This is a genomic window from Parasediminibacterium paludis (assembly GCF_042651445.1).
Classification (GTDB): Bacteria; Bacteroidota; Bacteroidia; order Chitinophagales; family Chitinophagaceae; genus Parasediminibacterium; species Parasediminibacterium paludis.
This window is the reverse complement of the sequence record NZ_JBHSDC010000029.1, coordinates 131380-156041: the sequence shown is the minus strand read 5'-3', so window position 1 is coordinate 156041 and position 24662 is coordinate 131380. Positions and strand designations below refer to the sequence as shown.

The following is a 24662-nucleotide window of genomic DNA, read 5'->3' as shown; positions in this document are numbered from 1 at the left end:
GTTTTTCTAGTCGCACATACTATCACCAATGAACCATCAGCGATAAACCTTTGTATCCTTTGCGGTTAGACCTTCGCGCTTACTATCGTCTGTCTTCTATGGACAATTGACCAAAATCTAAAATTCCACGCTGTGCATCGTATACAATCGATGTGCCGCTGTGGTTGACAAAAAACATAACAAATGAGTAAGTTAAACATAACAGCCAAAGAGCTGAGAGCCATAGGGTTTCCCGAAAGCCCTGTCATTCCTGTAGCCATGAGCGTTGCAGAGAAACATTTTAAACACAATAAAAAGGAGGATGTCATGAAAACTTTACAAGCAGTATTGGCATCTCCTGCAAACTATACAAAAGATGCCGTTTTAGGCGCAATAGCCGATAAACTTTTACCTAAAACAGAAATAGGTGAACCAGAGATTTCACTAAATACCACAGGTGCGCCTTTCAACACTTTTGGCGCCGAGCATATTGAGCAAGGCGCTTTTCACCAAATGTATACAGCCGTAAAAATCCCAGTAGCTATAGCAGGCGCTTTAATGCCCGATGCGCACCATGGGTATGGCCTACCAATTGGCGGTGTATTAGCTACCAATAATGCAGTAATACCTTATGGTGTAGGTGTAGATATTGGGTGCAGAATGTGCTTAAGCATTTTTGATGTTGATGCCAAAGAATTGACACAGCGTGAAGCCTTTTTTGCCAGAGAAATTGGCGAAGCTACCTTATTTGGCAGCGGTGCACAGTTTGTAAAACCCGCCAATCACGAAATAATGGAGCACGAAGCCTTTTATCAGTTACCAATACTAAAAGCCTTACAAGGTAGGGCTTGGCGACAATTAGGTAGCTCTGGTAGTGGTAATCACTTTGTTGAGTTTGGCGCTGTAACCATTACCGAGCAAGATGCTACTTTAGGTGTAGCGCCAGGTAATTATGTTGGACTATTAAGTCACTCGGGTTCTAGAGCCTTGGGGGCAAATATCGCACAACATTATACAAAACTCGCCATTAGCAAAAGGCGCTTACCGCAAGAAGCTAAAAACCTTGCTTGGTTAAACATGAACGAGCAAGAAGGTCAAGAATATTGGATTGCCATGAACTTGGCTGGCGATTACGCAAGTGCCTGTCACCATATCATCCATGCTAAAATTGCCAAGCAATTAGGTCGACAACCTATAAAAATGGTAGAAAACCACCACAATTTTGCTTGGAAAGAAATATGGGAAGGCCGTGAAGTAATTGTACACCGTAAAGGCGCTACACCAGCAGGTAAAGATGTATTAGGTATTATACCAGGCAGCATGACAGCCGATGGCTTTATTGTAAAAGGTAAAGGCGAAACTGCCAGCATCAATTCTGCCAGCCACGGTGCGGGGCGCAAAATGAGCCGTACACAAGCCCTCAGTAGCATTACGCACCATGCTTTGCAAGAAGCGTTAAAAAAGCATGGCGTTAAGTTGTTAGGTGGCGGATTAGATGAAGCACCATTTGCCTATAAAGACATACAAGCGGTTATGCAAAGCCAAACCAGTTTGGTAGATGTAGTAGGAAAGTTTACACCCAAAATTGTAAAAATGTGCGGTGCAGAAACCAACCAATGGCGCAAGCCGAAGAAAGGTGAAAACGCGTTTGTTGCAGGCGAATAACAGTGTAAAAATTAAAGGGGGTCAATCTTGATTTTTCAAGATTGACCCCCTTTTTCGTTTGGCTCCGCCAAGAGTATTGGTAATTATTTCAATCTTCTAAGGTATTCACCATAGCCACTTTTGGCATATTTATCGGCTAGTACTAGCAGTTGGTCTTTGGTAATAAAGCCCATACGGTAGGCAACTTCCTCTATACAACCTATCTTTTGGCTTTGGCGCTTTTCTATCACACGTACAAACTCACAAGCATCCGCCAATGAATCGAATGTACCAGTATCTAGCCATGCTGTACCTCTGTTCATAACACCCACATGTAGCTGTTGCTGCTCAAGATAGACGCGGTTGACATCCGTGATTTCGTATTCGCCCCTTGGCGATAGTGGTATATTTTTCGCTATTTCTACCACTTGGTTATCGTAAAAGTACAAGCCTGGTACGGCATAATTAGACTTAGGCGTCACTGGCTTTTCCTCGATTGATAAGGCTTTAAAATTGTCATCAAAATCTACCACACCATAGCGCTCTGGGTCGTTTACCTCGTACGCAAATATGGCAGCACCATCTACATCATTAAAAGATTGAAGCAATTTACTAAAGCCAGCGCCGTAAAAGATATTATCTCCCAAAACCAACGCCACTTTATCTTTACCCACAAAATCATCACCTATTACAAATGCCTGCGCTAATCCATTCGGCTTTTCTTGCACCGCATATTCAAACCTACAGCCTAGGTCTTTACCATCACCCAAGAGTTTCTTAAACTGGGGGGCATCTTCTGGTGTGGTAATAATTAATACGTCTTTAATACCTGCCAACATTAATACCGATAATGGGTAGTAAATCATGGGCTTATCGTAAATGGGCATTAATTGTTTACTTATACCTTTTGTAATAGGATACAATCTTGTACCGCTACCGCCTGCTAATATGATGCCTTTCATGATGATTAATAGTTAGTGAATGGTGAAAAGTGGATGGTAAAAAGCTAATAGTTAAAACGTTTATTTGACTATTTACTATTAACAACTCACTAAAAATATAAACTGTCTTTGATCTCGTTTAAGGTTGGTAATGCGGCGTCTTTTTCTGATAATAATAAGTCGGCCGTATCTATTTGCCAGTCAATACCTATGGCTGGATCGTTATAGATAATACCGCCTTCGCTCGCTTTGTTGTACAGATTATCGCATTTGTAGAAGAAAGTAGCCGTAGGGCTAAGTACTACAAACGCATGACCAAAACCTCTTGGTACAAACAATTGTGTGTGGTTATCTTCTGATAGTTCCACCGCAACATGCTCACCAAATGTGGGCGAGTTTTTACGTAAATCTACCGCCACATCTAGCACTTTGCCTTCTAATACACGCACTAGTTTTGCCTGTACATGTTCACCTTGCTGAAAGTGAATACCGCGCAGCACACCTCGGCTAGACTTTGACTGATTGTCTTGCACAAAATTGGGTGTAATACCTATTAAGCTTGCAAAGCGCTGCAAGTTAAAGCTCTCAAAAAAGTAGCCTCTATCGTCTTTAAAAACGGTATCGTAAATAATAAAACAGTCTTTCAATGTTGTTTCCTGAACCTTCATTACTTATCTATTTGCGTACATTGATTCGTAATACCTTGCATAGTTACCACTAGTAACATTGTTCAACCATTCGGTGTTTTCTAAGTACCAATCGATGGTTTGCGCTAGCCCTTCTTCAAAAGTTACCGAAGGTTTCCAGCCTAGTTCTTTATTGAGTTTAGTGGCATCTATTGCATAGCGTCTATCGTGGCCTGGGCGGTCTTTTACGTAAGTAATTAGTTGCTCGCTTTCGCCTGCTGCTCTACCCAGTTTCTTGTCCATTAAAGCGCAAAGCAATTTCACCAAGTCAATATTCTTCCACTCATTGAAGCCACCAATATTGTAGGTGTCATTTACCTTGCCATTGTGAAAAATAGTATCAATCGCCGTAGCATGGTCTTTTACAAACAGCCAATCACGTGTGTATAAGCCATCGCCATACACTGGTAAAGGCTTTTTATGGATAATATTATTAATGAATAATGGTATTAATTTTTCTGGAAAATGGTAAGGCCCATAGTTATTTGAACAGTTTGAAATCACTGTCTGAATATCATAGGTTTCTGCATAAGCACGCACAAAATGGTCTGATGCTGCTTTACTTGCAGAGTAGGGAGAATTAGGATGGTAAGGTGTGGTTTCGGTAAAAAAGCCTTCAGCACCTAAAGCACCATATACTTCATCGGTAGAAATATGGTAAAATAAATGCTTGCTAAAATCTGCCGCCCATTTGGCTTTAGCAACATTTAGCAAGTTTACGGTACCAATAATATTGGTATACACAAAGTCAAGCGGACTCTCAATACTTCTATCTACGTGGCTTTCTGCAGCTAAATGAATAATATCTGAAATTTGATGTTTGTCAAATACCTTTACCAAACCATCAACATCTAACAGGTTTACTTTCTCAAACGAATAATTAGCCGATTGATCGATATCTTTTAGATTTTCTAAATTACCCGCATAGGTTAGCGCATCTAAATTGATAATATGATAGTGGGGATATTTGGTAACAAATAAACGCACCACATGGCTGCCAATAAAGCCCGCACCGCCTGTAATGAGAATGTTTTTCATGTTATTTGTGTATGTGGTTTGTAGTGTTTCAATCAAGGATCTACGCGCAAAATAAGCGATTTATAGATTTTATGTAAAATATCTTATTACAAATACCATAAATCAGGGGCCTAAAATACACTTATACTTGTGTAAAAATAGTAGACTTTGTGTGAAGATATCTAATGAATTAAAATGGCAGCCTACCTAATTTCTAAGACCATTGTTAAAGTGATTACTATAATTAATTGATAAGCGCCTCCTCTATTGTTTATTTTATTTGACAAAAACTATTTAATTAGCATTTCCCTTTAATTTCGATACAAAATAGACTAGAATAATTCTATATAGCGAATGCGGATTTTACATGTAATTACTCAACTTGATAAAATGTATGGTGCACAGCGTCATGTTGTAGAAAGTGTAAGAGACCATTTAGTTCGCCAACACGAATGCTTAGTGGTAAGTGGCGAAGTTGGCATTGCGTCTGCCGAAATAGAAGCCATGAAGGTACAGGTTCGTCATTTACCTACACTTAAAAACACATATAATATTTTTAGTGATATTTTGGCAGCTACAAGCCTACAACAAATTATAAAAAACTATCAACCAGATATAGTTATTTCACATTCAAGTAAGGCAGGTATTATTACAAGAATCGTTTGTCATATTATCAAAGTGCCGAATATTTTTACCGTTCATGGCTGGTCTTTTGAAAAAGGAACCCCTTGGTACCAACAAATATTTGGTCGCTTTATTGAACGATGTTTAAAGCCATTTAGTGATAGTTATTTTTGTGTTTCTCACCACACGGCTAACTTCGGTAAACAGGTACTGAGATTAGATGATAAGCAGGTATTTGTATGCCCCAATATGCATAAAGCTGCAAATGGCAATGAAGAACAAGTGAAATTGTTTAACAATGTATTAATGGTAGCTTGTTTTAGAAAACAGAAAGACCATCGCACGGCTATTAAAGCGCTTAAATATATTATCGATCAAAAAAGCTTATCCAATATTCATTTTACTTTTGCGGGTGATGGTCCACAGAGAAGCTATATTGAACAATTAATTCAACAATATCAGTTAGCACCCTATATCAGTTTGCTTGGTGAAGTAAGTGATATTAATCATTGCTATAATCATTGTGATCTCGTCATTTTACCAACTTTTTACGAAGGTTTACCAATTGCATTAATTGAAGCGATACAAAAACATAAGCCTATTATAGGTACTAAGGTGGGGGGTATTGCAGAAATTATTGAAGAAGGTAAAAATGGCAACACTATTGCAGTAGGTGATGCCATTGCGCTGGCCAAGTTTATTATAAGCTATTACCAACAAAATAAAATAATTGCTTTCGGACAAAATAGTGGTCATCTTTACCAAACGCGTTATAGTTATGAAAAGATAAGCATAACTATGAATAAGGTGCTTGAACAGGCACTTGCCAATTCAATTTTTAGACATTAAGGTATGACATCGATACTATTACTGCCAGTATACTTTTTGCTTGTACTATCACTATTCTACTTTCTTACAAAAAATAAAATAATAGACCTTAGCTTTAAACATGCCGCCGCAATATTTACTATTAAGTTGATACTTGGCTGTATTTATGGCTATTTATTTTTGAAGTTTTATAACGGTGATGATACTTGGCTATACCACCGACAGTCTTTGCAAGAATATCAAACCTTATCGCATCATCCTTGGCAATTTATAAAAGCCTTATTTAGTCACTCCTATGATAAAAGCCAGGCAATTACATTTTTCGATACTACCAATAACTATTGGAAAGATTTGCAATACAATATTTTAATAAAATTACTGGCTGTTTTTAATATTTTAAGCAGCGGTAATTACTATATCAACGTACTATTTTTTAATTTGTTGACTTTTTGGGGGCACTATTTTTTCTACAAATTATTTATCAATTATTTCCCACAAAAAAGAGCCACCGCATTTGTTATTATTTTTCTTTTTCTACCGTTTATCTTTTGGGAAAGTGGCATCAGAAAAGACGGTCTTGCTTTTATTGGGCTTTCAGGTTGTTTATTCTATTTTGTTGAATACAGTGAACATAAAAGGATTGATCACTTAGTAAAAGCTGCACTATACTTTGCATTATTAGTTCTGGTAAGAAATTTTGTGGCATTGTCTTTAATACCTGTATTACTTGCTTTTTGGAGTTGCAAATATTTCAAAGCCCAAGCCTTATACATTTTTAGCATTTATACCTTAAGTTTTGCCGCACTTTTTTTCCTGTCGAGTTTAGGTCCAAATGCGTTTAATCTGCCGCAAAAAATGGCCGAAAGACAAGAGGCCTTTCAACATTTAGAAGGCGGCTCTTATATGTTTGTACCGCAACTGGTAGGCACATTTTCTAGCTACACAAATGTATTACCTTACGCTATCAATCATACTTTTTTTCGCCCTTATATCACTGAAGGAAAAAGCCCATTATTACTATTTGCAGCAGTAGAAACTGCATTTATATTAATTGTTATTATAGCCGCTTTGGTACAAATAAAAAAGCTAAAAACAATAACAAAACATCCTCTATTGATGCTCCTATTGTTTTTAGCCCTTATTAATTATTTAATGATTGGATATACCGTGCCATTTGCTGGTGCTATTGTACGGTACCGTATATTTTTTGAAGTGATGTTATTGCTACCAATGTTTATTATTTGCGATAGCCATAATACATTAGAAAATTGGTTGAACAAACGACTTCATTTATACTCGTATTAGTCCCAAACTGTCTCCTTTATATCTTCATAGACCATTTTTATACCTTGTTCAAGTGTAATCTTCGATTTCCAGCCTAGATGATTGATTTTGCTTACATCCATCAACTTCCTTGGCGTGCCGTCGGGCTTTGTAGTATCAAAAATAATCTCGCCTTCGTAGCCCACAATGGCTTTAATGAGTAATGCCAATTCTTTAATTGACACATCGTAACCACAGCCAATGTTAACCAATCCTTGATCGTTATAGCTAGCCATCAAAAACAAACAAGCATCTGCAACTTCATCAACATACAAAAACTCTCTCATTGGGCTACCTGTTCCCCACAATTCTACGCTAGGAAAATTATTACGTTTTGCAGTAATAAATTTACGCAACATGGCTGGCAAAACGTGTGATTTTTGTAAATCGTAGTTATCATTTGGCCCATACAAATTGGTAGGCATTGCAGAAATAAAATTACAACCATATTGCGCTCTATAACCATCACACAGCTCAATACCTGCAATTTTTGCAACAGCATATGGTTGGTTGGTGGGTTCTAAATAACCGCTTAATAAATAGTCTTCTTTTAAAGGCTGTGGCGCCATCTTAGGGTAAATACAAGAAGAACCTAAAAACATTAATTTCTCAACTTTATTCACATAAGCGGCATGAATGATATTTGCCTCAATCATTAAGTTCTCGTAAATAAAATCTGCTCTGTACGTATTATTGGCCACAATACCGCCCACTTTAGCTGCTGCTAAAAACACATATTGTGGTTGCTCAGTTTCAAAAAAAGTATTGACCGCTTCTTGATTACGCAAGTCTAGTTCCGAGGATGTTTTAGTAATGATATTAGTATAACCGTCTTTTATTAATCGTCTTTCAATGGCACTACCAACCATTCCTCTGTGGCCAGCTATATATATTGCCGCTTGCTTATCCATATTGTATTATTTGGATGTTGATTAAATCAAAAACAGCAGGATAATGTTTCCTGCTGCTTTTGATATGCTATGAGTTTAATTTTCGAATTCGTTCTTGTGTGCAAAACCGTTTTCACGCAAGTGTTTTTCCTTTTTAAAAATGTCTACATCGCTTGCTACCATTTCGGTAACCAATGCTTGTAGATCGTATTTAGGTTTCCAGCCAAGTTTTTCATTGGCCTTTGTAGGGTCGCCTATTAGTAATTCAACTTCGGTTGGTCGATAATAACGTGGATCTACTTTTACCACTACTTTACCAATTGGTAATTGGTAGTCACCGTTACAAGCCTCTACAAAACCTTCTTCGTTTTCAGCTTCGCCTCTAAAGTCAATGTGTATACCTACTTGTTCAAAAGACATTTTAACGAAGTTTCTAATTTCAGTCGTAACACCAGTTGCCAATACAAAATCTTCTGGAGTTTCTTGTTGCAAAATCAAGTACATGCCTTCTACATAATCTTTCGCATGCCCCCAGTCTCTGCGCGCAGACAGGTTACCTAAGTATACGGTATCTTGTAAGCCTAAAGCTATTTTAGCAGTGGCACGGGTAATTTTTCTTGTTACGAACGTTTCACCACGCAATGGGCTTTCGTGGTTAAATAAAATACCGTTGCATGCATACATACCGTAGGCTTCGCGATAGTTTACTGTAATCCAATAAGCATAAAGTTTAGCGACAGCATAAGGCGAACGCGGATAAAAAGGTGTAGTTTCGCTTTGAGGAACTGCTTGTACTAAGCCATATAATTCTGAAGTAGACGCTTGATAAATCTTGGTCTTTTTAATCATCCCCAATAAACGCACTGCCTCTAAAATACGCAAAGTACCAATGCCATCAGCATTGGCCGTGTATTCGGGCTCTTCAAAACTTACATGCACATGGCTCATAGCAGCCAAATTGTAAATTTCGTCTGGTTGCACTTCTTGAATAATACGTATTAAATTGGTACTATCGGTTAAATCTCCGTGGTGTAATATTAAATTACGGTCTGGAATATGTGGATCTTGGTAAAAATGGTCAATTCTGCCAGTATTAAACAAAGAACTTCTACGTTTAATGCCGTGTACTTGGTAGCCCTTTTTTAGCAATAGTTCTGCTAAATATGCGCCATCCTGACCAGTAATACCTGTTATTAATGCTACTTTCATGTATATAAGATTTATTATTTAATTTCAAAAAAGGTACCTGCTTTCAAACGGACAATAATCGTTAGTGCTGTTATTTGAAATAGTAAACCTCGACAACCTATTATCAATTATTGCTTTGAAAAGAACAGTGGTATCTCCGTTTGAGCCTTTTGATAGTCTTCTGGTATGCCAATGTCTATAAAATAACCATTCGCAATATAGCCTGTAACTTTCAAAGATGTTATGTTAGGTTCTATAAAGTTTTTTTCAAAAGAAAATTTTTCACCAAGTGAATGCGTAGCTAATTCAAATACGGACTTCTTAAATACTACTAAGCCAGTATTAATTAAGCCAGTTTCGCAGTATTGTTTTTCATTAAATTCAGTAATAATATTATCACTTGTAATTGTTACCGAGCCATATCTATCAAAATGTTGCATGGGTGTAAGTGCAATTGAACAATCAGCAGCTGTTTCAATAAAATTTCTGTAAAATGCCTCTATATCCAAATCAAAAAAGGTATCGCCATTAACAAGTAAGATGTCATTATCGCTACAAAAATTTAAACATAGTTTGATAGCACCGCCTGTACCCAATGGTTCATTTTCTACAACAGTTTGGTAGTTGAGGTAAGAAAATTGATTCTTCAAAAAATGTGCTACTTGCTCGTGCAAGTAACCTAATGAAAATACAAAATTAGTAACCCCTTGTTTTTGTAAATACGAGATTAACCAGTACAAAAATGGCTTTCCAGCTACAGGGGCTAGCGCTTTTGGTTGTTCGTTGATAGCAGTTCTTAGCCTTGTTCCTAAACCGCCTGCGAGGATAATTGCTTGCATTAGTTGTTTAATTCAGATTGTATACTACTAACGGTTTTACTAAGTCCATCAAACAGAGTAAAACTCGGATTAAAATTCAATGTATTTGCAGTGATTGATGAAAACTGGGTAGTTGCACAAAATTTTTTTATTCTAACAGCACTAATCGAAAATTTTTTACCTGAAATCTTTCCAATAATATCTAAAAATACCCCCCCTGCATAGCCTATCCAGTAAGGTACTTTAATAGGTATTATCTGTTTATCCATTAACTCTTCTACTTTTTGAACCAACTGACGAGTAGAAATATCTGGTTTATCAGCATAGTTAAACAAGTAATAACCATTATTTAAACTCGATATGCATGTAATAATAAAGCTGACAATATTTTCAACATAAGCCATTGACTTTATATTATTTCCATTACCAATCATTATAAATTTTCCACGGACAATTTGCGTCAGTAAATTATAAACATTTCCTTTATTGCCAGGTCCAAAAACAACCGTAGGTCTTATAATGATTAAGGTATTATTGGCGTCACTTTTGTACCAACTTCGCAGCACTTCTTCAGCCATCAACTTACTTTTACCATAATCATTAAATGGGTTTGTTGGAGATTCCTCGTTTGGGTTCACTTTATTTAATCCATATACTGCAACACTACTAGTAAACAATATTTTAGATACCCTCTTTTCATCCATTACTCTAAGAACATTTCTAGTTCCTTCAACATTAACATCATAGTATAATGAATTTGGAGATACATTGTCTTTATGTTCTGCTGCCAATAAAATAACGATATCGATTGCTTCAGGAAAAGCTGCAACTAATGCTGCATGGTTTGTAACATCAACCTTTATATGGTTGATATTATTACTATCAGCTGCTTTATCTAAATTATAAACAATATTATTTTTTGATAAAAGTTCCATCAAATAGGTACCAATGAAGCCAGAACCACCGATTATGCAAATATTCATAATTTATTAGTTATTTAATAATTTTTGAAGGGTTCGTGCATTAATAGTTTCTCGTTCTTTGTCTACAAACCAACCCCATTTATTAAAATATTTAATTATACTTATAAAATGTATTATAAATAATTTAATATTTTTATACGAACCTTTGGCATAACCATGTACAACAGATATTTCAGGATAAAAAATCGTTTTATATTTTTTATGAATCCTTCTACAGAAATCGATATCCTCAGCATACATAAAAAAATTCTCGTCAAAATAACCGACTTTTTGAAGACATTCTGTTTGTAAAAACATAAAACAACCAGATAAAAATGGTACTTCCATTATTTTATTGTAACAAGTGAATCTAAGTTCAAAATTGTCTTGTCTAAAAAATTTAGAAAAAAAAGGAATTCTACGTATCAATAAATCACTAGGTGTGGGTAATAGCTTACATAAATACTGAATTGTTCTATCGGGGTTTAATACTTTTGGCATTATCAAGCCAATGTTTCTATCAGTTTTAGCATATTCAAAGATGTCTTTAAATACATTCTCATCAAATAAAACATCGGGGTTTAGAACAATATGATAGTCCGAGAATTTTACTACTTCTTTCAGGGCAATATTATGCGCAGCCCCAAAACCTATATTCTTACCATTAAAAATATATTTTACATTAGGTAAGTTAATAAATTGCCCAAGATCAATTCTAAGATTGTCTTTCGATGAATTATCAATTAAATAAAGAAATACAGGTATATTTGAAGATAAAACACATTTTATTGTTGCCTGAATACTTTTGTCATTTTTATATAATACAATAGAACAAGATATTGTTATTTTTTTCAAAATAATATAATTAAGATAAGAGAATATTAAAAAGCTCATTCCAATTTTCACAAAATGGCATAAATGGCTTTGTGTAAAGGTGAGGTTGATTTTCCACTTTATTATCGATTAGATCACTCATTTTTTTACATAATTCATATGCATTATCTGGATTGAAGAAAATAGCTCTATCATATTCACCAACTGTTTCATGAGCATATGGCAAATCAGCCACAATAAGTTGTTTTTTAAAAAACTTAGCTTCTGTTATTGGCAAACCCCATGTTTCTAGTTTTGACGGGAAAATTACAGCATTACAAGATTGATAAATATTAAATACCTCATCACGTGTTTTACGTCCCTCCCACGAAACATTTTTTAATTTACTATACTTTCTAAATAAATATTTCGAGTATTGATTCTCATTTCCATCAATAGTTAGCCGTACTTCAAAATCGTTTCTCTTATTATTCAATATTTCTACAGCCTGCAGTATTACTTCAAAATTTTTAAATACACGTGCTTGTGATGGAAAAAAAAATATAAACCTTTCAGAACTATTTATAGCTTTCAACGGAACATTTGGCGCTAAAATTTTAGGGTATGCAACTACGATATTTTTTAAACCGAAACCTTTTTGAAAATATGTTCGCATTGTTTCTTGCTGCACCACAACAAAGTCATTTTTTTTTATGTTTATTTGGTATAAATATTTATACAAAATAGTAAAAAGATAAAACTTGAAATCTAAACTCACCTCGTTTAAACTTGCCTTATACAATGGAGAGGGGTTATGACAATATACAGCTCGCCTTTGTGTTATCACATTTGGTGTTATGTCATGCAAGGAGAACCACAGATATGGGTTTAACTTTTTTGATATTTTCTTGCAGGTAAAATATTCAAACCAAATTCTATTTATCCAAGAACTTCTTACATTTATATGCTCAATAAATTTAATATTATATTTTTCTTCACCCAAAATTGATACATTACCAACTAACGCTATTATATCATAATTAACAGTAAAATGATCAGATAATTCTCTCAAGCAATCTTTCAAAATAGTTAAGGGTCCTGCTTCGTGCAAATTAACAGCTGATATTACAATCCTAGGTTTTATACAATCTCCCATTTTTGTGTATTGAAGTTAAATTGCTTGATTATTTTAGCGGGGTTACCAGCAGCTATACAATTCGGGGGAATATTCTTATTCACTACGGACGAAGCGCCAATGATAGAACCATCACCTATAGTAACTCCTGGTAAAACACAAACATGTTCACCAAGCCAAACTCGATTTCCTATGGTTACTGGTGAAGCATTAATTTTTCTCTCAATAGGCTTAGAAAACGGATTATCATGTTCTTCATTTCCTGAATAATTACCATGGTTATGGTCTGTAATAAATACATTACTTGCGATTAAAACATCATCACCTATCAATACTCGATGTGTACATGCAATATGTACTGAATTATTTATTTGCAGGTTTTTACCTATTTTTAAAGATGGCAATATATCCGTATTAAATTTTATAACTTCAATACGGCAATAATTACCTGTAGTAAGACCATCATTAATTGTGATATATTTTTTCCCACGCAAATCAATCGGAAATCTAATTAATCTTGCGTTTTTAAATAATAACTTTGTTCTTATAAAACTATAAAGAAGCTTTACAATACCAAAAAAAGTATACTTTTCTAAACTTTGGATAATCAATTTATTCATTATTAATACAAATGGCTCAAATATTTTAGATTAAACCCTAACAATTTATTTTGGCAGTCAGCAAATTATAGAAAATTTGCAATTAGTGCGAATATTCGCTTAAAAGTCTTTTTGGATAAAGAAAAATATACGTTAGTACCAAAATAGGTATAGAAAAGATAATCGTGTCGAAAAGAGTGCCAAAAAAAAGTGTAGAGTCTTGTGCTATTCCGAATAACAATAAATTTATGAATATTATAAAAACAAAAGCAAAAATAGAAGTTACAGATTCCTTAAGCCTCATCAGTAATAAATAGAAATATCTTCTTAAATATCCAACTATTATTCCAAGAGAAAACGAGTACAATAAAGCACCAAAATATCCAAAGTAAATATGTCCTTTAACATAAAAAGGAACATTCGGACCAAAAACTGGAATTGTATTAATATTCTCCCTAAACATTACAAGTTTGTACCCTAGCGGTATTTCATAATTGGTGAGTCTAAATAAAGCAAGGGGTGAACTTAGTTCATCCCACAAAAAATTGAGCATAGAGTAACTTGTGAAATGCTTTAACGAATATTGATCATAGTAAAATAAAATAGCATCTCCAAAATATAAAAACCGATATCCTAGTGCAAAAAAAGTAGCATCTACATCTTTAGATATTGTAAAAAGTATATACAATACTAGAGCGCAAGAAACTGGAATTAGTACATATATTAATTTTTTTATTTTATTGAAAACGCTTTTCCCCTTATATAATATTGCAAAAAAAGGCAGTGCTTGTATATAAAATAGTAAGGCACCCTTTGAACCGCTTAGAGAACTTACAAATATTATTATAAGAAATTTGATTAAATAACTAGTCTTATTAGTTTTTAAATATAAAAAAACAGAAATTAAACCACTAAAATAAAGAACCCCCCAGTTAATTCTACGGACGACTCCTAAACCTCCTCCTTCAGAAAATGTTGTCACCTTACTTTCTGATGGATCTTTAGCCAATAAGATAATACCACTCTGCGAAAAAAGGTAGATATTTGATATTATAATTATAATTAGAGAAATATTCAAAAAAACATTAAGATATTCAAGACTACTAGATGTTACTTTAAGTAGGTGCCCTATTTCTATATGTTTAAACTTTCTCTTTGACGGTGCTAAAACGATAAATCCTAAGAAAAAAAATAGCTCGCAAAAAATGATATGGAGAAAATAAAGTGAATTTAAGGTAAGAATAGATAATTCAACTGAAAAAGCTTGCGTAATTAAAAAGAAAAAAAGAGGATCAAAAATTGAAAAAATGAATTTCTTATACAACAAGAAAAATAATAAAAATAATAAAAAACTTTGTCCAATTATTATCCATAGTTCTCTAAAATCTCTAATTAACATATAAAAATTTTATAGTTCTATATTTTACGCTTTGCTTTAGAGAACTGCAGATTGCATAAAAAAGTGCTAAGGAATAATGAAAAAAATTATCTTTATATAATATAATTTTACTATTTCTGCATGCTTTAAAAACTTTTATTTTAACATCTAACTCATCATTATCAAAAAAGGATAAGCTATGGGTAAATTTATACGGCATTACAATAACTGATTTATTATTATATCTATAGTGTTTCATGAAATAATCATCTGTACCATAGTTAGTTAATGATTCATCATAATGAAATTTTATTTTTTTTATATACTTTAAAGATATAACCATACCACTGTTGATTGCAGTAATAAATTTACTACTAATTCGTCCTGGTTTTACTTGTTTAAACCGCCGAGTGAAGGCAACATAGTCTAACGCGGGACTAACTATTATCTTGTTGTTGTAAACAATGGGCAGAAGTAAAGGCACATCATAATTAGTTTCAATAGTTGAGATAATAGTATTTATAAAATCAACTGAAACTTTCGAATCGTCATCTAATAAAACTAAATATTCAAATGACGTGGCATTTGAATATCCTTTTATAAATTCATTGTAAATACTCGCTAGGCTTTTATTTTCTGGAAAATGTTTATATTCAAAATTTATAAAAGTAGTATGAAGAGTCTTTAAATCAATTTCATTCAAGGTTTCTGGACTATTATCAACAAGTAAAAGTTTGCAACCATTTGCATTAAATACAGATTTACTCTCTATTAAACCCAAAAGTGTACTCGAATTCACTATTTTCTTTTTATAAAGCACTATTGTTACCAATAACATATATTATTTTTTTGATGTTAAATAATATACGGCTCTCATTTTGAAAAAAATTCTTGACAGCAGGCTGTATATTAAACCAAACTCGTTTAGTACCAACAAGCGAAGTTCCTTCTTATTTATTTTATTATTTGATACCCCGTTGGTGAAATGTATTGCGACTACTGGATCAAAGAAACAGATAACATTTTTATTTTGTTTATAGAACTGAATATTTAAATGATAATCACTAAATATTTTATATTTAAGATTATAAGTTAAAAATTGACATTTCTTATAAAAACAACCCTGATGTGGCAGGGTATTATTTAATCTTATCAACCAATTGAACATAGGCTTTTTCTTGAACTTATTGTCAATTAGTACTGGGAAGCAGATTAAGTCAGCATGTTGTTTATGAATAATCTCTTTAAAGGGAATTTGATATAAAATATCACCTGCATTTAAAAACAAAACCCATTTCCCATTAGCGTGAGCAATTCCCTTATTCATAGCATCATAAATTCCATTATCTCTTTCAGATATAAAAAAATCTATTTTATGACTATATGAACTAATAATTTTACAAGTGTTATCAGTTGATAATCCATCAATAATTATATATTCTACCTCGCTGCTAGTATTTTTTATAACACTCTGTATAGTTTTCTCAATTTCATTTTCGCCATTATAAACTACTGTAATAATAGATATGAGCTTATTAATATTTTGGCTCATGTTTTATCTTTTTATTTTGTATATGAATTATAATTATTAATATAAGCTAATGTAATAGTTATAATACATCAATTTTATATAAACATTAAGAAAAATAGACTTTGTTTACATTGATTTAAACTTAGTAGGTAAGTTTATAATTCATCAATAAAAATGATAGAAAACATTTACTTCTCATCAAGTTCTTGAATAAATAATCTATTAACTATCTCTTTACCAATAAAAAATGATGTAACTAAAAGAAAGGCTAATAAACCCCCAAGAAGAGTTGTTTTGATTTTACCCAATTTTTTATTTTCAAGAGGGAATTTTGGTGTATCAATTATTTGTATAAATGGCGTTGCTTTTCTCAAATTAATTTCAGCCAATTCCATATTTTTTAATATTTCAATATACATAGCACTTGAAGCTTGCAAATCTATTTGCCTCCTTTGCGAGTTTATCTTAGGTAATTGCCTAGTTAGGTTCAAATTCAAATCTGTTTGTTCAGCAAGGTTTTCAATATTACCAGAAAGGATTATTTTCAAAGAATCTGTTTGTTTTTTTAACACGGATAAATTTTGCTGAGCTTTGGAAACTTTATAATTGGTATAATAATTTACAGCATTTTGTGTTAAAGTTTCTAAAAACATTTTTGCAAACAACTCATTATCATCGACAAAGGAAGCCGATATCATACTAGAATTTTTACTTATTTTCTCAACGGTCAACCCATTTTTTAGAAAAGAAGCTGATATCATTTTTAGAACACTATCTCTATTTCGATTTGGAGTTTCCCATCCGTTTTGAAAAATACTTCTCATCAAAATATTACTCTTTCGCCATTTTTCATACATACCCTTAGTGAGAAGATAATAATCAATAAACAAAACCGAAGTTCTCCCATTATCAAAAGATGTTTTAGTAAGCAACGTTTTTTCTATTAAAAATCTACTTTTGAACAACTCTATTAAGTTATCACCTTCAAAGGCGTTGCCGCCACCGCCTAAGCTTAAACCAAACTGTGCTGCTATACTAGAATAGTTACTAATATTTTCTGATGATGTTTCATTCGCAAATAATAATTCTGCCTTATATTCAGGTTTGGCCATAAAGGCATAAAAAAATCCTATTATAAATCCAATTATTACAGCTGAATATATATATAGTTTCTTTATTTGTATAATACTATACCAAAACTTTAAGGACTTTAAAAAATCATTAAACGAATATTGATTAGAACTCATTTTGTAAACTTTATATTATATTTTTATACTTAAAAATATTTGAAATCTCACTACTGATTTATTTTTTATTATGATAAAAAATATTAAAGTTTATTCTTTTATCATTAAGTGCGAAAAATTACAAACATTTTATTTGCTCTTTAAAATAAACTAGAAAACTCATTATCATCATAGATTAGCGATTTCTTCATCAATTAGTTGATCTATGACTTCAAAAAAATTGGCTGTATATTTCCATTTCAAATCCTTAACAGCATTACTATTATCGCCGTATATATCTATAATATCGGATGGTCTAAATAAACTTTCTTCAATTTGAAGTTTAGAAAGATCAATTTGAAGTTTTTTGAATACGTATTCAATAATGGATCTCAACGTTATACTTTTTCCAGTGCAAATCATATAATCTTTAGGTACAGATTGTTGCAACATGAGCCACATAGCGTTCACATATTCTGGTGAATATCCAAAATCCCTTTTAACATCTATATTACCTACTTTTAGTATCCAATTGGGGTTATCTTTATTAATTACAGCTTGCATTATTACTTTTTTCACAAAAAAATTCTCGTGACGTAGGTAAGATTCATGATTAAATAAAATACCATTTACGACAAATAATTTATATGCTTCCCGATAATTAACAACACTCCAATGAGTAGAAGCTTTTGCTACTGCATATGGACTTAAAGGATGCATTGGTGTATTAATTTTAATCGGTAATTCGTCAACTTTTCCAAACATTTCGCTGCTAGATGCATTATAAAACCGACAATCAGGTTTTTGCGAACGTATTGCTTCCAAAAAATTAATTGTAGAGTTTATATTAAAATAAAGTGTACTTCTGGGTTCCTTAAATGACGTGCCAACAGAACTTTGCGCTGCAAGATGATAAATCTCAGAAGGTTGATATTGGTGTATCAATTTTACAATTCTAGAGAGATCTAGCAAGTCTGCTTCTTCGAATATAATATTTTCAGCTACATCCAAGTACCTACATCCTTTGATATTTTTACTTTGAATATTTCTAACAATTCCTATGACAGTATAGCCATTTTCCAACAATAATTTACTTAAGTAAGCCCCATCTTGCCCTGTAATGCCTGTTATAAATGCTGTTTTCATCATAAATCAAATGGCTATTTTTTTATAGGTATTCTCTGTTTCCATTAAAGTTTTTTTCCAAGAGAAATTATTAGCCCTCAATATGCCCTTTTCTTTAAGCTGTTGTCTGTAAGCATTATTGTGCAACACACTATTTACGCTGTTTAATATACTATTAGCTTCATAAGGATTAAAATAAGCAGCTGCGTCACCTGCAACTTCAGGCAAGCTACTAGTATTACTTAGAATTAAAGGACAACCGCAAGCAAAAGCCTCTAAAACGGGTATGCCGAAACCTTCGTATAAACTTGGAAACAAAAAAGCTAGCGCATGAGTATAAAGATTTGACAAAATATTATCCTTATTAAATGGCAGTTGTAATACTTGATCTTGTATACCAAGATTATTAATCAATGCAACTTCATCGTCAGAAAATATACCACCACCAGCACATATTAATTTCAAGTTCTTATTATTTTGGAACAATGGTTGCAAAGAAACAATCAACATATTAAAATTTTTATATCTTTCTCTTCGTCCTACGAATAAAAGATAATCACCTTTGATTATTGGCTCATTATTAGACTTTCCAAGTGACGTTGCTAGATGAATAACATCAATTTTTTCTGCAGGTACATTAAAATATTCAATTAAATCTTTTCTTGTAGATTCTGAAATACTTATAATGCGAGCAGCATGTTTAACTAATTGCTGTTTGCCTTCATATATTGTTTTATCTTGTGCGAATTCTTTGTATTGACTGCCGAACTTTTCGTGAATCATGTCAAAAAATGTTATTACAAAGGGCTTTTTGTCAAGGTAGGGTAAAAAATAAGGATCATAATATGTTGGGTGAAATATATCAAATTTAGAAAGCTTAATTTTATTGATGCTATAATTTTTATTGAATTTATTCATTATTTGAACTTTTTTGAACAAAGCCATCTTTGGAAAAAAGGGATAATATTGAACATTTTTTAATTCATTTAAGTAGTAATTATTAGAAAACCTAAGCGGTAATTCTGGTATGAAATTATTCTCAGGTAATTTTGCTTTTAACAATTCAGTATAGATTCTAGATATTCCGCCATAATCTTGCATACCAAAAATTTGGTAGTCGTATAAGACCTTCATATTTATTTATTTAAATTATTTATGAAGTTGAAATCATTCATCAGTAAACTACTTTTTTTTCGAAAGAAGGTATTATATATTCTGGATACTTTGTAGTTAGTTAGCATTTTAAAAATAATTCTAGACATTGGCTTTTTTGTGAACATGTGGTAGTTAATACCATTTGTATAAAAACTATAGTCATACTTCTTTGCAATATACTCAAGACTTTTAATTGAATATAAAGCAATGTGTTGGCCAGTTTCTGGTATAAAATACCACCAATCCGAAGGCTTCTCTATTTTTTGAATTTTGGGGATTATTAATGTAGAAAAAAAGAGCGTGTCGCTGTATTTAAACATTTGTTCAATTTCAAAAATAGGATTGTCGAGATGTTCAAACACTTCAAATGCAGTTAGCATATTAAACTGGTGTTTTTCATCTTCTTGTATTGCACTAACATCAAAATATTTAGCAAATAAATTCTCACAATAAAGATCTTGTCTATAATAATCAAGACCACTATCTCTCATCATCCTCACAAGCATACCATAGCCACCGCCATAATCAATATACTTTCCTTTATTTTTAAAAAGAAAGTAAGCTAAACTCTTAATAATAGGCTTAACAACTTCATTTCTATAAATTAGACCGATATCCAAAAACGTAATTGCATTACTATAAGCCTCATTCAACCAAAATACTTTTTCCGTTTGAATAAAGTCACACTCAGTACATTGGTAATATTTTACATCATATTTATTCAATACACGTGTATTAAATAAATGAATTGTGGGTGAATTACATATTTTACAATGATTCATACAACTATCTATTCCAAATCCCTTTGGCTTTATGATTAATTAATTTATAATATTGAATAGGTGCCCAAATAGAGCCTACAAGCAGACATACAATCGTTGCAAACATTACTCCCTCGCTCTTCATGTGGAAATACTTTATCATTAAATAGCAAATTGGTATATTAAGAAGACCTGTAATAATACTACTATATAATTGAAGCCTTATTTTACTCACTGCATTTAAATAGGTAGCATAAATACTGTTCCAAACAGATACAATAACATAAATGCCCATAGCTAATGTTAGTCTCAATGGAACAATTACTTTACCTTTTGTCCAAATAGAGTACACATAATTAGCTGATATACACATTAGTATTATTATCAACATGGTAATTATCAAGTATTTTATAAGTGTACTGATTATTTTTTTTATTTTATCAATATTATTCGTCACATGCGCTTCGGTAATTATTGGCCAAAAAGGAGTCAATACTATTGCATAAATAAAAGGTATTATGCTGAAATATTTGTATGCGGTATTGTATATTGTAACTTCATTGGGCAAAAAGAATTGTGCTATAATTAAGTTGTCTGTGGTAAAAATTAGTAAATACATCAACTGAATTATAAAAAAACTACTACCTAATTTCAAAAAAGACTGTGCGTATCGGAATGAAATTAATTTATAAGAAGGACTTATATTTCTATATTTGGTCGTAAAGAAAAAAACGGTCGCTAATAAGTTGCAAAGAAGGGGACAAATAACCAGTATACTAATGAAAATAATTAAACCATTATAATAATTTTGAAAGAATATTAGCAATAATAAGGTCAATAAATTTCCTGTAAATAAAATAAATGCTGCTAAATAAGATTTCTGAAAAGATATCAAAATTGTCAATATGATATCTGAAAATAACCTTAGGGCAAAAGAAACGAATGTTATAATAACTATAGTTATTAGGTTATTTTTACTAACAGAGTTTGTGTTTAAAATGGCGTTCCATGGAAGATACAAACTAGAAATTAGGAATAATAATGCCAATACGATTGCTATTATTAAAATAACAAAATAACCAGAACTAATTAATTTCCGTACTCCAACAAAGTTTTGTGTATGTATATTTTCACTAATCTTATTTTTAAGTCCATTAGCAATTCCTAAATCAAAAAAACTAATCCATGACGCAACAGAACTGATCGTGAGCCAAACTCCCATGTTAGTATTTCCCAATATCAATAGGCTCATTCTAAAAATGTAGAAATTTATCAATACCGCACCAGCTTTAAATAAAAGCGGTAAAAGAATATTTAAACCTACACTTGAAGTATATTTATTAAACCACAACCTTATAATATGCACAAAAATTTATTTCAAAATGAATCCCTACTAATATATAAATTTTGAATCTTCTCAGCTTAAATAACTCTATAATTTCAATATCGCAATTACTACCCCAGCCAAGCTAGCTATACCACTTGTCAATGCTATTATTTCTGTGGTAGTTAAGCCAGCTTTCTTGCGCTCTGGTATTTGTGGTACTAATATTTCAGATCCGGCTGTTACTTTTGGGTTTGACTTAAAGAATAAAAACTTCTTTATCCTTGCCGCACTCCCATTAGGGTAAACAACATATACTTTTCTTTCTCTAGCATTATCAGTAAATCCACCAGCTTTATCAATATAATAATTTAAACCTTCACCCTGTTTAAACACCACGTCTGACGGCACCATCACTTCGCCGTTAACCTTTACTTCGCGTTGTTGGATTGGTATATTTAAAATATCACCGTCTTGTAATACAACATCGTCAATACCGCCAGGATGGTTCAATATTTCTTTTAAATCAAGACCTACTTTAATAGTTGGTTTAGATATCTCTGTTGCGAGTGTTCCGCTTGAATCATCTACTGCCCTTTGTAACTTTTTCAACTTTTCCTCGTTCAAGCTCCGATTTTCAACCTTATTAATTCTTGTAAGGCTAGCTGCTTCGGTAAATGCAAAACTGGTTAATCCACCAGACCTAGCAATAACACTACTTACTCGCTCGCTTTTGGTAGTTAGCGTGTAGCTACCTGGATATTTCACTTCCCCTACTATTTTAACAGTTATTTGCTCTTGATAATTTGGCTTCTTTCTTACTACTACAATATCCCATGGATTTAGTGGCACATCTGCACCAATTGTTGCTAAATCTTTTTCTGTGGCAGCATCTACAATAATAGCGATATTGTTGGCATTGGTAGCAGAATCACCTGCATAGCGTCTAGCTATTTCAATTTTATCAACTGCTGAAGCATCTGTAAAGCCTTCGGCTAGAAATAACAAGTCTTTCAAAGTAATCCCTTCTACATAATTAAATGTTCCAGGTTTTTTCACCTCGCCTTGTAAGGTTAAAGTATAATTTTGCTTATATGCATCAGCAGCACCAATGATTACTTCGTCATCTTTTTGCAACGCAATATCTACATCTGCTTTATTAATAATATTTTGAACGCTAAATGGAATGACTTTTTTTGTTAAATCCAATTCACTGGTGCGAATAATTAAACCTCTGTTTCTAAAAGCCTCATCTTTTAATCCGTCCGCTTTTGCTATCAGTTTAGTTACCGTCAATCCACTACTTAACTCGTAGGTACCTGGCCTATAAATAGCGCCTTTAATATTGACACTATTGGTATACCTATCTAATATTTTACCTATAAATATTGAATCGCCTTTTTCTGGTATGTAACTTGCAAACTCTGCCTTCGGCAAATCTTTTACGCGTCTTTCTTTATCCGTTACTTGTTTTATTTGTATAGAGGCAGTATATGCTTCACTCGTAAAACCACCAGCAAAATCTATTAACTGCTGTAAATTATTTGATGGCAATACTTCAAATACGCCTTCACGTTTTACCTCACCACTCAAGCTTACTTGCACTTTGGCCACAGGTATGCGTATTACATCTTGATCCATTAAACGCACATTTTTACTTTGGTCGCCTTTTAGTAAAAAATCATATGCATCAAGTTTTACCAATACTTTACTATTACGCACCACTTCTATTTCCCTAAACGAACCTTTATCTGTAGGGCCAGCTGCCAAATACAAAGCATTAAATACGGTGGACAATGATGAAATACTGTAAGTGCCAGGCTTTCTTGCTTCCCCAATAACCGTAACATTGATGGTGCGTATTTTACCAATGCTTATTTGAACTTGGGTTTTTCCAGTTGCAATATTGGCATAGCCATTTTGCTGCATTTTATCTTTAATTCGTTTAGATGCCTGTTCTACCGTTAAGCCATTGACAGAAATGACACCAATTAATGGAATATTGATAGTGCCTTCGGCAGATACTTGTAATCGATAATTGGCTTCTTGATACCCAAAAACATCTATTACCAATTCATCATCCGGACCAATGGCATAGTTTTTTGGCGTAGCAATGCGCAAGTCTGGCTCAAAAATGAGTCTATTATTAGTAAATAATTCGCTACCAAATACATTGCTTTTAAACGGTTCACCACCACCATAGCGTAATGCTGAAGTGTCTACCGTTCTACTGATATTTTTTGCACTATTTGGAGCGATAGTTTTGCCGCTTGATACTGAATTAGTAACAGCCGACAACCTTGCTTTTAACTTTTGTGCTTCTATTGGCGGCAACCCTTTTTGTATCGCCAATTCTTCTGCTTGCGTCTCTGTAAGACCGCTTTGTGCCAATTGCTGTTTTATTTTTGCAATGTCATCATCGCTAAGCGCATCAACTTTTAAAGTCGTTAAATCTTTTGATTTTAAGATATCCTGTGCTTTTACAGTATGTACTCCGCCTATTAGCACACATACAAGAAATACAATTTTTACAATATCTAATCGAAAAATATTTACCACTATTTACAATTTTATTGAAAGAAAAAGGGCTTTAACAAAACCAAAATTTTTGATATAAACACAGCTTCGCAACGTCAATCACAGTAAACGCATCATTAAAAAGGCATCAACAAATCAATTAACGTACTCAAAATTATGGCTTACAAATATATAGCA

22 protein-coding genes are annotated in these 24662 nt (G+C 32.8%); 3 read left to right on the top strand and 19 right to left on the bottom strand.

Translation table 11 applies throughout. The annotated features are described in order from the left end of the window. Nucleotides 1–183: 183 nt before the first annotated feature. Complete coding sequence (locus tag ACFOW1_RS14590) at nucleotides 184–1644, top strand: RtcB family protein (protein ID WP_379015268.1); 1461 nt, start codon at nucleotides 184–186, stop codon at nucleotides 1642–1644. A gap of 83 nt (nucleotides 1645–1727) precedes the next feature. Here the strand turns inward: ACFOW1_RS14590 and rfbA are convergent, their stop codons facing one another. The 3 genes from rfbA to rfbB form a co-directional block, all read right to left on the bottom strand. After that, nucleotides 1728–2585, bottom strand: coding sequence for a glucose-1-phosphate thymidylyltransferase RfbA (gene rfbA, locus ACFOW1_RS14585; RefSeq protein WP_379015267.1), 858 nt, complete (start codon nucleotides 2583–2585; stop codon nucleotides 1728–1730). Between the two features lie 89 nt (nucleotides 2586–2674). After that, a complete protein-coding gene (gene rfbC / locus ACFOW1_RS14580; protein ID WP_379015266.1) occupies nucleotides 2675–3232 on the bottom strand; it encodes a dTDP-4-dehydrorhamnose 3,5-epimerase in 558 nt (185 codons plus the stop codon). A 3-nt stretch (nucleotides 3233–3235) separates the two neighbouring features. Then, nucleotides 3236–4288 carry a dTDP-glucose 4,6-dehydratase gene (gene rfbB, locus ACFOW1_RS14575; protein WP_379015265.1) on the bottom strand — a complete coding sequence of 351 codons (1053 nt, stop codon included), beginning with the start codon at nucleotides 4286–4288 and terminating at the stop codon, nucleotides 3236–3238. 333 nt (nucleotides 4289–4621) lie between these two features. Here rfbB and ACFOW1_RS14570 point away from each other — a divergent pair, with 333 nt between their 5' ends. Next, nucleotides 4622–5740, top strand: coding sequence for a glycosyltransferase (locus ACFOW1_RS14570; RefSeq protein WP_379015263.1), 1119 nt, complete (start codon nucleotides 4622–4624; stop codon nucleotides 5738–5740). A 3-nt stretch (nucleotides 5741–5743) separates the two neighbouring features. Continuing rightward, a complete protein-coding gene (locus ACFOW1_RS14565; RefSeq protein ID WP_379015262.1) occupies nucleotides 5744–7024 on the top strand; it encodes a hypothetical protein in 1281 nt (426 codons plus the stop codon). On the opposite strand, the gene ACFOW1_RS14560 is transcribed toward ACFOW1_RS14565, so the two are convergent. The 16 genes from ACFOW1_RS14560 to ACFOW1_RS14485 all read right to left on the bottom strand — a co-directional run bounded on the left by ACFOW1_RS14560 (nucleotide 7021) and on the right by ACFOW1_RS14485 (nucleotide 24506). Next, nucleotides 7021–7953: a GDP-L-fucose synthase family protein gene (locus ACFOW1_RS14560; protein WP_379015260.1), complete on the bottom strand. Its 933-nt coding sequence runs from the start codon at nucleotides 7951–7953 to the stop codon at nucleotides 7021–7023. The two genes, ACFOW1_RS14565 and ACFOW1_RS14560, sit on opposite strands and share 4 nt — an antisense overlap. 75 nt (nucleotides 7954–8028) lie before the next feature. Continuing rightward, nucleotides 8029–9141 carry a GDP-mannose 4,6-dehydratase gene (gmd, locus tag ACFOW1_RS14555; protein ID WP_379015259.1) on the bottom strand — a complete coding sequence of 371 codons (1113 nt, stop codon included), beginning with the start codon at nucleotides 9139–9141 and terminating at the stop codon, nucleotides 8029–8031. A 107-nt stretch (nucleotides 9142–9248) separates the two neighbouring features. Continuing rightward, complete coding sequence (locus tag ACFOW1_RS14550; protein WP_379015257.1) at nucleotides 9249–9959, bottom strand: nucleotidyltransferase family protein; 711 nt, start codon at nucleotides 9957–9959, stop codon at nucleotides 9249–9251. After that, on the bottom strand, nucleotides 9959–10921 hold the full coding sequence (locus ACFOW1_RS14545) for an NAD-dependent epimerase/dehydratase family protein (protein ID WP_379015255.1): 963 nt from the start codon (nucleotides 10919–10921) through the stop codon (nucleotides 9959–9961). The genes ACFOW1_RS14550 and ACFOW1_RS14545 overlap by 1 nt, the downstream gene beginning before the upstream one ends. A 6-nt stretch (nucleotides 10922–10927) precedes the next feature. Continuing rightward, on the bottom strand, nucleotides 10928–11755 hold the full coding sequence (locus ACFOW1_RS14540; RefSeq protein ID WP_379015254.1) for a glycosyltransferase family 2 protein: 828 nt from the start codon (nucleotides 11753–11755) through the stop codon (nucleotides 10928–10930). A gap of 10 nt (nucleotides 11756–11765) precedes the next feature. Then, the gene (locus tag ACFOW1_RS14535; RefSeq protein WP_379015252.1) at nucleotides 11766–12869 is read right to left on the bottom strand and encodes a glycosyltransferase; all 1104 of its coding nucleotides are present in this window, start codon (nucleotides 12867–12869) and stop codon (nucleotides 11766–11768) included. Next, nucleotides 12854–13468 (bottom strand): DapH/DapD/GlmU-related protein, encoded by a 615-nt coding sequence (locus ACFOW1_RS14530; protein ID WP_379015250.1) that lies wholly within the window; start codon nucleotides 13466–13468, stop codon nucleotides 12854–12856. The genes ACFOW1_RS14535 and ACFOW1_RS14530 overlap by 16 nt, the downstream gene beginning before the upstream one ends. A gap of 82 nt (nucleotides 13469–13550) precedes the next feature. Next, a complete protein-coding gene (locus tag ACFOW1_RS14525; protein ID WP_379015249.1) occupies nucleotides 13551–14846 on the bottom strand; it encodes an O-antigen polymerase in 1296 nt (431 codons plus the stop codon). Next, on the bottom strand, nucleotides 14836–15663 hold the full coding sequence (locus ACFOW1_RS14520) for a hypothetical protein (RefSeq protein WP_379015248.1): 828 nt from the start codon (nucleotides 15661–15663) through the stop codon (nucleotides 14836–14838). The genes ACFOW1_RS14525 and ACFOW1_RS14520 overlap by 11 nt, the downstream gene beginning before the upstream one ends. Nucleotides 15664–15666: 3 nt before the next feature. After that, nucleotides 15667–16377 (bottom strand): glycosyltransferase family 2 protein, encoded by a 711-nt coding sequence (locus ACFOW1_RS14515; RefSeq protein WP_379015247.1) that lies wholly within the window; start codon nucleotides 16375–16377, stop codon nucleotides 15667–15669. Between the two features lie 167 nt (nucleotides 16378–16544). After that, entirely contained in the window at nucleotides 16545–17603 is a 1059-nt protein-coding gene (locus ACFOW1_RS14510; protein ID WP_379015246.1) for a Wzz/FepE/Etk N-terminal domain-containing protein, read from the bottom strand. A gap of 168 nt (nucleotides 17604–17771) precedes the next feature. Beyond that, nucleotides 17772–18731 carry a GDP-mannose 4,6-dehydratase gene (locus ACFOW1_RS14505; protein ID WP_379015245.1) on the bottom strand — a complete coding sequence of 320 codons (960 nt, stop codon included), beginning with the start codon at nucleotides 18729–18731 and terminating at the stop codon, nucleotides 17772–17774. A gap of 3 nt (nucleotides 18732–18734) precedes the next feature. Then, nucleotides 18735–19841, bottom strand: coding sequence for a glycosyltransferase family 4 protein (locus ACFOW1_RS14500; protein ID WP_379015243.1), 1107 nt, complete (start codon nucleotides 19839–19841; stop codon nucleotides 18735–18737). 2 nt (nucleotides 19842–19843) lie between these two features. After that, nucleotides 19844–20587 carry a class I SAM-dependent methyltransferase gene (locus tag ACFOW1_RS14495; protein ID WP_379015242.1) on the bottom strand — a complete coding sequence of 248 codons (744 nt, stop codon included), beginning with the start codon at nucleotides 20585–20587 and terminating at the stop codon, nucleotides 19844–19846. 61 nt (nucleotides 20588–20648) lie between these two features. Then, nucleotides 20649–21989, bottom strand: coding sequence for a hypothetical protein (locus ACFOW1_RS14490; RefSeq protein ID WP_379015241.1), 1341 nt, complete (start codon nucleotides 21987–21989; stop codon nucleotides 20649–20651). A gap of 66 nt (nucleotides 21990–22055) precedes the next feature. Then, nucleotides 22056–24506, bottom strand: coding sequence for an SLBB domain-containing protein (locus ACFOW1_RS14485; protein ID WP_379015239.1), 2451 nt, complete (start codon nucleotides 24504–24506; stop codon nucleotides 22056–22058). Nucleotides 24507–24662 lie beyond the last annotated feature (156 nt).

What these genes read in the sequence shown, in the direction of transcription:
- ACFOW1_RS14590 (WP_379015268.1), top strand. Translation starts at nt 184, where the DNA reads ATGAGTAAGTTAAACATAACAGCCAAAGAGCTGAGAGCCATAGGGTTT.
- rfbA (WP_379015267.1), bottom strand. Translation starts at nt 2,585, where the DNA reads ATGAAAGGCATCATATTAGCAGGCGGTAGCGGTACAAGATTGTATCCT.
- rfbC (WP_379015266.1), bottom strand. Translation starts at nt 3,232, where the DNA reads ATGAAGGTTCAGGAAACAACATTGAAAGACTGTTTTATTATTTACGAT.
- rfbB (WP_379015265.1), bottom strand. Translation starts at nt 4,288, where the DNA reads ATGAAAAACATTCTCATTACAGGCGGTGCGGGCTTTATTGGCAGCCAT.
- ACFOW1_RS14570 (WP_379015263.1), top strand. Translation starts at nt 4,622, where the DNA reads ATGCGGATTTTACATGTAATTACTCAACTTGATAAAATGTATGGTGCA.
- ACFOW1_RS14565 (WP_379015262.1), top strand. Translation starts at nt 5,744, where the DNA reads ATGACATCGATACTATTACTGCCAGTATACTTTTTGCTTGTACTATCA.
- ACFOW1_RS14560 (WP_379015260.1), bottom strand. Translation starts at nt 7,953, where the DNA reads ATGGATAAGCAAGCGGCAATATATATAGCTGGCCACAGAGGAATGGTT.
- gmd (WP_379015259.1), bottom strand. Translation starts at nt 9,141, where the DNA reads ATGAAAGTAGCATTAATAACAGGTATTACTGGTCAGGATGGCGCATAT.
- ACFOW1_RS14550 (WP_379015257.1), bottom strand. Translation starts at nt 9,959, where the DNA reads ATGCAAGCAATTATCCTCGCAGGCGGTTTAGGAACAAGGCTAAGAACT.
- ACFOW1_RS14545 (WP_379015255.1), bottom strand. Translation starts at nt 10,921, where the DNA reads ATGAATATTTGCATAATCGGTGGTTCTGGCTTCATTGGTACCTATTTG.
- ACFOW1_RS14535 (WP_379015252.1), bottom strand. Translation starts at nt 12,869, where the DNA reads ATGGGAGATTGTATAAAACCTAGGATTGTAATATCAGCTGTTAATTTG.
- ACFOW1_RS14530 (WP_379015250.1), bottom strand. Translation starts at nt 13,468, where the DNA reads ATGAATAAATTGATTATCCAAAGTTTAGAAAAGTATACTTTTTTTGGT.
- ACFOW1_RS14525 (WP_379015249.1), bottom strand. Translation starts at nt 14,846, where the DNA reads ATGTTAATTAGAGATTTTAGAGAACTATGGATAATAATTGGACAAAGT.
- ACFOW1_RS14520 (WP_379015248.1), bottom strand. Translation starts at nt 15,663, where the DNA reads ATGTTATTGGTAACAATAGTGCTTTATAAAAAGAAAATAGTGAATTCG.
- ACFOW1_RS14515 (WP_379015247.1), bottom strand. Translation starts at nt 16,377, where the DNA reads ATGAGCCAAAATATTAATAAGCTCATATCTATTATTACAGTAGTTTAT.
- ACFOW1_RS14510 (WP_379015246.1), bottom strand. Translation starts at nt 17,603, where the DNA reads ATGAGTTCTAATCAATATTCGTTTAATGATTTTTTAAAGTCCTTAAAG.
- ACFOW1_RS14505 (WP_379015245.1), bottom strand. Translation starts at nt 18,731, where the DNA reads ATGATGAAAACAGCATTTATAACAGGCATTACAGGGCAAGATGGGGCT.
- ACFOW1_RS14500 (WP_379015243.1), bottom strand. Translation starts at nt 19,841, where the DNA reads ATGAAGGTCTTATACGACTACCAAATTTTTGGTATGCAAGATTATGGC.